An 8,492-nucleotide genomic window follows, 5' to 3' on the forward strand; every position below is an offset into this window, starting at 1 on the left:
CATCGCAGACTCCCTGATCGCACGGGTTGGGGGGCATGGCTCTGTTCGCGCCCAGCGCCAGCATTCCCGCGCCCGCTATAGAAGACCTACAATCACGGCCGAGTCGAGCTGGAGCCGACCGCGTCTGGATCCCCTCACGACCGCCCCTGGAGCCCCCGGACCACCACGCCCTCGACCGCCTCCCCGCGCTCGGTCTCCACCACCACCGCGTCCCCCGCCCACCGCACCGCGTACCGCTCGATCTCACCCGGCTCGAAGCCCGGCCCCGGATCGCGGACCACCAGCCCGCCGCCCGTGCGCCCCCGCGCCGGCGCCCACGCCTCCAGGACCACCGATCCGTCGGGCGACCCCACCGGGAGCACCGCCCCCGCCCGCGCCAGCACCGGGATCCGCCCCACCGGCGCGTCCAGCAGCACCTGACCGGGGCCCTCGTACGCCGTCCCGGTCGCCGTGTCGTACCACCGGCCCCGCGGCAGCCGCACGGCCCGCCGGTCCGCCCCGCACTCCAGTACCGGCGCCACCAGCAGCGCGTCGCCCAGCAGGAATGCGTCCTCGCAGTCCCGCAGTGCCCGGTCCTCCGGCGCACCCCACCACAACGGCCGCACGTACGGGGCCCCGGTGCGCCGGGCCAGATGGGCCAGCGTCACGAAGTACGGCCGCAGCCGCTCCCGCCCCGCCAGCACCGCCCTGGCGTGCTCCTCCGCCTCCGGCCCGAACTCCCAGGGCTCGCGCCGCCCGGCCCAGATCGCCGAGTGCGTCCGGAACAGCGGCAGATGCGCCCCGAGCTGCAGCCACCGCAGGTACAGCTCCGGCGACGGCGAGCCGCCGAAGCCCCCGACGTCCGGGCCCGAGTACGGCACCCCGCACAGTCCCAGCCCCAGCACCAGCGCCAGCGAGGCCCGCAGCCCGTCCCAGCTGGACTCCACGTCTCCCGACCACGTGCCCCCGTACCGCTGCATCCCCGCCCACCCCGAGCGCGAGAACAGGAACGGCCGCTCGGCGGGCCGCAGCCGCACCAGCCCCTCCCAGCCGGCCCGCGCCATGCCCAGCGCGTACACGTTGTGCGCGGCCCGGTGGTCCCCGCCCGCCCCGTCCAGCGCGTGCCGGGCCGAGCGGGGGAGCGTCGGATCCCCGAACGCGGCGAAGGACACGGGCTCGTTCATGTCGTGCCAGACCCCGGCGAACCCCTGCGCAAGGCGCTCCTCGTACAGCCCGCCCCACCAGTGCCGCGCCGCCGGATCCGTGAAGTCCGGGTACGCGCACTCTCCCGGCCACACCTCGCCCCGCACCTCCCGCCCCAGCGCGTCCCGTACGAAGGCCCCCTGCGCGCCGATCGCCAGACCCGAGGCGTGCACCGCGTCCCCGGCCTTCACCGCCGGGTCGACGATCGAGACGAGCCGCACCCCCCGGCCCGCCAACTCCTGAGCCAGACCGGGCAGATCGGGGAACTTCTCCCGGTCCACGGTGAACACCCGGTGCGCGTCGTAATGGTCGATGTCCAGATGCACGGCCGACAGGGCCAGCCCGCGCGACGCGTATCCCGACACCACGCGCCGCACCTCCGCCGCACTCCCGAACCCCCACCGCGCGTGCTGGTAACCCAGCGCCCACTGCGGCGGGACGGCGGCCCCGCCCGTCAGCGCCGACCAGCCCTGGAGCACCCGCGCAGGCGGCCCGACCAGCGCCCAGGAGCGCACCGGGCCGCCCTCCATGCGCAGCTCGCACGACCCCGGCCGGTCCGGACCCGAGCCGGCGCCCTCCTCGCCCTCGCGCAACACCACGCGTCCGTCCCAGGTGTTGTCGTGGAACAGCAGGTGCGTCCCCGCGTCCGCGACCACCACCTGCACCGGCATGGTGATGTAGAGCGGATCGTCGCCCGGCCCGAAGCCGCCCTTGGGGTCCGTGTTCCACAGCCGGTACTCCCCGTCGCGCAGCCGCGGCCCCGCGGCCCGTCCGCCCAGCCCGAAGAAGCGCGCGTCGGCAGGCACCTCGCTGCGCTGCATCCACCGGGCCCCGGCGGCCGCGCCGGCCCCGTTCCCGGCCGGATCCGCCGGCTCCCACCAGCGCGGGGGCAGTTCCCGCCGTAACACCGTCCCGCCCGGCGTCCGGACCTCCACCGCCCCGTGCCGGGACACCGCCACGGTCACCCGCTCCGACACCACCCGCCAGCCGCCCCCGGTGTCCGGCTCCAGCACAGCACGCGGGTCGGGTTCCGGGCCGCTGCCCACCACCGCGTACGAGGGTGTCGGCCCGGCCCCGTCCCAGCCCCAGAACACCGCGCCGCCCACCGTGACCCGTACCAGCAGCTCCGAGCGCGCGAACCGCAGCACACCTCCGCCCGGCCGCGGCTCCGTACCCGTCAGCAGACCCGGCACGCGCGCCCGCTCCGCGCCCCGGCGCGGGAGCCCCGCCGCGTCCGTACGCCGGTTGCGCCAGGCAGAGCGCCAGGCGCGCCGTCCGCGCTCGGTACCGATGTCCTTGACCGCACGCATCAGCTCACGACCGTCCATGCTGCTCACCCTGCCATCTGCGGCCAGACGAGCGGGTTGCGTTCAACTTCCGTTCACCCGTCCATGAGGCCTCTGGTGCGGAGGTGGATCACATGGCATCGTCCCTGTGAGCCGACGCGCGCACACCCATCGCGCGCCGGCACCGTACGCACACCACGCGCGAGCCGCAGACTTGACCGGGAGCCGACCCATGACCGCAGCCACCACGCCGGAACCCCTCTGGTCGCCGGGCCCCGAGCGGATCGCCGCGGCCCGGATCACCGCCTTCCAGGCCTGGGCCGCGGAGCGCCACGGCGCCCCCGCCGACGGCGGATACCCGGCGCTGCACAGCTGGTCCGTGGACGAGCTCGACACCTTCTGGCAGGCCGTCGCCGAATGGTTCGACGTACGGTTCACCACCCCGTACGAGTCCGTCCTCGCGGACCGCGCCATGCCGGGCGCCCGCTGGTTCCCCGGCGCCACCCTCAACTACGCCGAGCACGCCCTGCGCGCCGCCGAGGACCCGGCCCGCGCCGGAGACGCCGCCCTGCTCCACGTGGACGAGACCCACGAGCCCACCCCCGTCACCTGGGCCGAGCTCCGCCGCCAGGTCGGCGCACTCGCCGCCGAGCTGCGCGCCCTCGGCGTACGCCCCGGCGACCGGGTCAGCGGCTACCTCCCCAACATCCCCGAGGCCGTCACCGCGCTCCTCGCCACCGCCGCCGTCGGCGCGGTCTGGACCTCCTGCGCCCCCGATTTCGGGGCCCGCAGCGTCCTCGACCGCTTCCAGCAGGTCGAGCCGGTCGTCCTCTTCACCGTCGACGGCTACCGCTACGGCGGCAAGGAGCACGACCGCCGCGACACCGTCGCCGAGCTCCGCGCCGAACTCCCCTCGCTGCGCGCCGTCGTCCACATCCCCCTGCTCGGCACGCCGGCCCCGCAGGGCGCCCTGGCCTGGTCCGACCTGGTCTCGGGCGATGCGGCGCCCGTCTTCGAGGCCGTGCCCTTCGACCATCCGCTGTGGGTCCTGTACTCCTCCGGCACCACCGGCCTGCCCAAGGCGATCGTCCAGTCCCAGGGCGGCATCCTCCTCGAACACCTCAAGCAGCTCGGCCTGCACTGCGACCTCGGCCCGGAGGACCGGTTCTTCTGGTACACCTCCACCGGCTGGATGATGTGGAACTTCCTCGTCTCCGGCCTGCTCACCGGTACGACGGTGGTCCTGTACGACGGCAGCCCGGGCTACCCCGACACCGGCGCCCAGTGGCGCATCGCCGAGCGGACCGGGGCCACCCTCTACGGCACCTCCGCCGCGTACGTCATGGCCTGCCGCAAGGCCGAGGTCCACCCGGCGCGGGACTTCGACCTCTCCGCCGTGAAGTGCGTGGCCACCACCGGCTCCCCGCTCCCGCCCGACGGCTTCCGCTGGCTGCACGACGAGGTGGCCGAGGACCTGTGGATCGCCTCCGTCAGCGGCGGCACCGACGTCTGCAGCTGCTTCGCCGGCGCCGTCCCCACCCTCCCGGTGCACATCGGCGAGCTCCAGGCCGCCTGCCTTGGCACGGACCTCCAGGCCTGGGACCCGTCGGGCAAGCCCGTCATCGGAGAGGTCGGCGAGCTGGTCGTCACCAACCCCATGCCCTCCATGCCGATCCACTTCTGGAACGACCCGGACGGCAGCCGCTACCGCGACAGCTACTTCGAGATGTTCCCCGGCGCCTGGCGCCACGGGGACTGGATCACGATCACCGACCACGGCTCGGTCGTCATCCACGGACGCTCCGACTCCACGCTGAACCGCCAGGGCGTGCGGATGGGCTCCGCCGACATCTACGAGGCCGTCGAGCGGCTCCCCGAGATCAAGGAATCCCTGGTCATCGGCCTGGAAGAGCCGAACGGCGGTTACTGGATGCCGCTCTTCGTCCACCTCGCGCCCGGCGCGACCCTGGACGAGGACCTGCGCGCCCGCATCAAGGCGACCATCCGCGAGGAGCTCTCCCCGCGCCACGTCCCGGACGAGATCATCGAGGTCCCGGCCATCCCGCACACCCTCACCGGCAAGCGCATCGAGGTCCCGGTCAAGCGCCTCCTCCAGGGCGCCCCCATGGCCAAGGCCGTCAACCCGGGCTCGGTCGACAACATCGATCTGCTGCACTTCTACGAGGAGCTGGCCCGCACCCGCACCCAGGATTGAGGGTCACTGTCAGTGGCCGCGGTTACCGTGAGTGAGCAATTGATCGCGTCACTCAGGGGGAGCCATGCGAGGTTCGAACGACAGCACAAGCAGGCGCCGCAAGCTGCGCCGTGAAATCCCCGGCACCATCGGCCTGCTGGCCGACGCCGGGGACTTCGCGGCCATGTGCGACTACCGCAGCTTCGGCTTCGACGACCACCGGGACTACCTCCGGCACATCGACGACCTGCTGCGGTCCCTGGCCGCCCAGGGCATCCACACCACCGTCGCCCTCTTCGATCCCGAGGAGTACGCCGAATACTGCGCGGAGCACGGCCTCGACGCCGACACCGCCGAGGCCCGCACCCGCTACACCGCCGAACTGGCCTGCACCGGCACGGGCCTGCCCTACACCGGCCGGCCCATCGAGGAACTGGTCCCGCTCCTCGTCGACGAGGCCGTCCGGCAGGCCACCTGGGAGTACGCCACCACCCTCCTCGCCGACGTCGGAAACTGCGCCGACTGCGGCGAGGACATCGGCCGGGCCTCCTTCGAACGGGCCGCCGACGCACTCGAACGCCTCGTGGCGGGGGCCGGCCCGGGCCACCACCACGTCGTCTGCAGCATCCCGTCCGAAGCCGAACAGCTCCTCGCCGTCCTGCACGCCGAGGCCGCGCCCGACCCCGACAGCCCCCCGCGGATCGAGGGCCGCGAAGGCCTCGACTTCGTGACCGTGCTCGCCGCGGGACTCGCCCTCGGCGGCCCCGGCGGACTGGTGCTGCGCAGCACCACCGAGGGCGACCGGGACCGGGTGCACGGCTGGCGCCTGGACCGCGGCCGACTGGTCCCGCTCTCCGCGGCGGCCGTCTTCAACGCCTACTGCACGGACGCCGACACCGGAGAGCCCGTCGCGCCCGAGCCGGGCGTCGAGTACTGCCCCGGGTACGAGGTGGACGATCCGGGCCCGCACCACTGAGCCGATCGCGGAATCGGCCGAGGGGCCCTCGCCACCGGCGAAGGCCCCTCGTACGACTCCACACCCACCATCCGGCTACTCGCCGGACAGCACCGCCTGCGCGGCCACGCGGGCCTCCTCGGCACTGTCCGCGGCACGTGCCGCGGCCGCGGCACGCTCGCACTGCGCCAGCGTGTACTTGGCCAGCGTCGCCCGGACGTAAGGAATGGACGCGGCACCCATCGAAAGGGAGGTGACACCCAGACCCGTCAGCACACAGGCCAGCAGCGGGTCCGAGGCGGCCTCGCCACAGACGCCGCAGCTCTTGCCCTCGGCCCTGGCGGCCTCGGCCGACATCGCGACCAGGTCGAGCAGCGCGGGCTGCCACGGGTCCTGCAGCCGCGACACCGCGCCGACCTGACGGTCGGCGGCGAAGGCGTACTGCGCGAGGTCATTGGTGCCCAGCGAAAGGAACTCGACCTCCTGCAGGATCGAGCGCGCCCGCAGCGCGGCGGAGGGGATCTCCACCATCGCGCCGAACTTCGCCTTCAGACCGGCCTCGCGGCAGGCGTCGGCGAAGGCCTTGGCGTCGGTACGGTCCGCCACCATCGGGGCCATGACCTCGAGGTAGACGGGCAGCCCCTCGGCGGCCTTGGCCAGTGCCGTCAGCTGCGTACGCAGCACGTCGGGGTGGTCCAGCAGCGAGCGCAGGCCGCGCACACCGAGCGCCGGGTTCGGCTCGTCGGCCGGGGTCAGGAAGTCCAGCGGCTTGTCGGCGCCGGCATCCAGCACACGCACGACCACACGACCCTCGGGGAAGGCCTCGAGCACCTTGCGGTAGGACTCGATCTGCTTCTCCTCGGACGGCGCCTTCTTGCTGTCGTCCAGGAACAGGAACTCGGTGCGGAACAGACCCACACCCTCGGCCCCGGCCTCGACGGCCGCCGGCACGTCCGCGGGACCGCCGACATTGGCCAGCAGCGGCACCTTGTGACCGTCGGACGTCGCGCCCGGACCGGATGAAGCGGCGAGAGCGGCCCTGCGCTCGGCGGCCGCGGCCTCCAGCTCGGCCCGCTTCTGCGGCGACGGGTCCACGAACAGGTCACCCGTGCTGCCGTCCACGGCGATCAGGGTGCCCTCGGCGATCTCGCCGGCACCCGGCAGCGCCACGATGGCCGGCACGCCGAGCGCCCGCGCGAGAATCGCGCTGTGGCTGGTCGGGCCGCCTTCCTCGGTCACGAAACCGAGAACCAGCGCCGGGTCGAGAAGCGCGGTGTCGGCGGGGGCAAGATCCCGCGCGATCAGCACGTACGGCTCGTCACTGTCCGGCACACCCGGCATCGGCACGCCGAGCAGCCGCGCCACGATGCGGTTGCGCACGTCGTCCAGGTCGGCGACCCGGCCTGCCATGTACTCCCCGGCCCCCGCGAGGAGCTCACGGTAGGCGGCGAACGCGTCGTACACACCGCGCTCGGCGGTGCTGCCGACGGCGATCCGCCGGTCGACGTCCGCCATCAGCTCGGGGTCCGTGGCGATCATCGCCTGGGCCTCGAGCACGTGCTGGGCCTCGCCGCCGGCCAGCTGGCCGCGCGCGATCAGGTCGGCCGAAACAGCCTTCACGGCCTGACGGGCGCGCCCCTGTTCGCGCTCCGCCTCATCCGCGTTGATCTGCTTGGCCGGCGGCTCGAGAACCGCCGTACCCATGTGCCGAACCTCGCCGATCGCCACACCGTGGCTCACGCCGACGCCTCGCAGCGTTGTCTCCATTTCACCCGTCTCCGATTGAGCGACGGCCCCGCCGTCGCGGTGGATGTCCGACTCGCCTGTGCAGGCGGTACAGGCGGACACATCACTTCCAGCTGAAGAGAACGTCTTCCGCCTTGACGTCCCCGGACTCCACGATGTCGTAGAGGGACTCCACGGAGGCCTCCAGAGCCACGACCGGGCAGACGGAGGACTTGCCCGCGGCCTCGACCGCGGCAGGGTTCCAGCGAATGACGGCCTGGCCGCGCGTCACCGTGTCGCCCTTGTTGACGAGCAGCTCGAAGCCCTCGCCGTTGAGCTGAACAGTGTCGATCCCGAGGTGCGTCAGAACACCGTGCCCGTCGCTGTCGACGACCACATAAGCGTGCGGGTGCAGGGAGACGATCACACCGTCGACGGGCGCCACCGCCTCCGAGGGCTCCTGCAACGGCTTGATGGCGGTGCCCGGACCCACCATGGCGCCGGAGAACACCGGATCGGGCACTGCCGCGAGTCCGATGGCGGTCCCGGCGAGTGGGGACGTCACGCTGGTCATGGGGGGCCTCCCAGGGGTGGGGCTCTTCGTGTCGCCGTCACTACCTGTCGCGAACGGCGTACTCTTCAGAAGGATATGTCACTAGATGTTCGGGTTCGCCCGATCTCTGTCCTGCTCCGGGCCGGTCCTTTGGCACGGAGACTAGTGGACTAGACCGGTGGACTAGACCATACGCCTGAATCGATTTGCTTGGGCACCAACGGGCCTGTACTGTCGTGACTCCCGCCGGGACGCCTCGTGTGAACATCTCGCGAACGGCTGATGGACGGGATACCTCCTCTTCATTACTGATCTTGACCTCGGCTTCTTGCTGCGCGCCTTCATCGGCAAAACTGCGAGTGGTCAGAGAGAAGGAAAAGCACTGATAGAGTCGGACTCGCCGAAAAGGAAAAGCGCGAAAGCGAAGATCCTTAAAAGCGAAACCCGCTTCGACCGGGAATCGGACACGAAAGAGTCTGATAGAGTCGGAAACGCAAGAACGAAAAAAAGAACGAAGGAAGCGCCCGGAGGAAAGCCCGAGAGGGTGAGTACAAAGGAAGCGTCCGTTCCTTGAGAACTCAACAGCGTGCCAAAAAT

6 protein-coding genes are annotated in these 8,492 nt (G+C 72.1%); 2 read left to right on the forward strand and 4 right to left on the reverse strand.

What is annotated here, in order from left to right; genetic code table 11:
• Positions 1-134 precede the first annotated feature (134 nt).
• Positions 135-2,510: a glycoside hydrolase family 31 protein gene (locus ACFWBF_RS32145; RefSeq protein WP_385608097.1), complete on the reverse strand. Its 2,376-nt coding sequence runs from the start codon at positions 2,508-2,510 to the stop codon at positions 135-137.
• Positions 2,511-2,700: 190 nt separating this feature from the next.
• Between ACFWBF_RS32145 and ACFWBF_RS32150 the strand changes: the two genes are divergently transcribed.
• Together ACFWBF_RS32150 and ACFWBF_RS32155 are read left to right on the forward strand one after the other, a co-directional pair.
• Positions 2,701-4,683, forward strand: coding sequence for an acetoacetate--CoA ligase (locus ACFWBF_RS32150; RefSeq protein ID WP_385608098.1), 1,983 nt, complete (start codon positions 2,701-2,703; stop codon positions 4,681-4,683).
• 64 nt (positions 4,684-4,747) lie between these two features.
• Positions 4,748-5,638 (forward strand): hypothetical protein, encoded by an 891-nt coding sequence (locus ACFWBF_RS32155; RefSeq protein ID WP_385608100.1) that lies wholly within the window; start codon positions 4,748-4,750, stop codon positions 5,636-5,638.
• Between the two features lie 75 nt (positions 5,639-5,713).
• Here the strand turns inward: ACFWBF_RS32155 and ptsP are convergent, their stop codons facing one another.
• The 3 genes from ptsP to ACFWBF_RS32170 all read right to left on the reverse strand — a co-directional run.
• Positions 5,714-7,384 carry a phosphoenolpyruvate--protein phosphotransferase gene (gene ptsP, locus ACFWBF_RS32160; protein WP_385608102.1) on the reverse strand — a complete coding sequence of 557 codons (1,671 nt, stop codon included), beginning with the start codon at positions 7,382-7,384 and terminating at the stop codon, positions 5,714-5,716.
• A gap of 82 nt (positions 7,385-7,466) precedes the next feature.
• The gene (locus ACFWBF_RS32165) at positions 7,467-7,916 is read right to left on the reverse strand and encodes a PTS glucose transporter subunit IIA (protein ID WP_385608104.1); all 450 of its coding nucleotides are present in this window, start codon (positions 7,914-7,916) and stop codon (positions 7,467-7,469) included.
• A gap of 342 nt (positions 7,917-8,258) precedes the next feature.
• A partial coding sequence (locus tag ACFWBF_RS32170; RefSeq protein ID WP_385608106.1) for a hypothetical protein occupies positions 8,259-8,492 on the reverse strand: 234 nt, incomplete at its 5' end.

The organism is Streptomyces sp. NPDC060028, assembly GCF_042736725.1.
Classification (GTDB): Bacteria; Actinomycetota; Actinomycetes; order Streptomycetales; family Streptomycetaceae; genus Streptomyces.

Excerpts from the sequence above, each read along its gene's own strand:
- ACFWBF_RS32145 (WP_385608097.1), bottom strand. The coding sequence starts at position 2,510 with ATGGACGGTCGTGAGCTGATGCGTGCGGTCAAGGACATCGGTACCGAG.
- ACFWBF_RS32150 (WP_385608098.1), top strand. The coding sequence starts at position 2,701 with ATGACCGCAGCCACCACGCCGGAACCCCTCTGGTCGCCGGGCCCCGAG.
- ACFWBF_RS32155 (WP_385608100.1), top strand. The coding sequence starts at position 4,748 with ATGCGAGGTTCGAACGACAGCACAAGCAGGCGCCGCAAGCTGCGCCGT.
- ptsP (WP_385608102.1), bottom strand. The coding sequence starts at position 7,384 with ATGGAGACAACGCTGCGAGGCGTCGGCGTGAGCCACGGTGTGGCGATC.
- ACFWBF_RS32165 (WP_385608104.1), bottom strand. The coding sequence starts at position 7,916 with ATGACCAGCGTGACGTCCCCACTCGCCGGGACCGCCATCGGACTCGCG.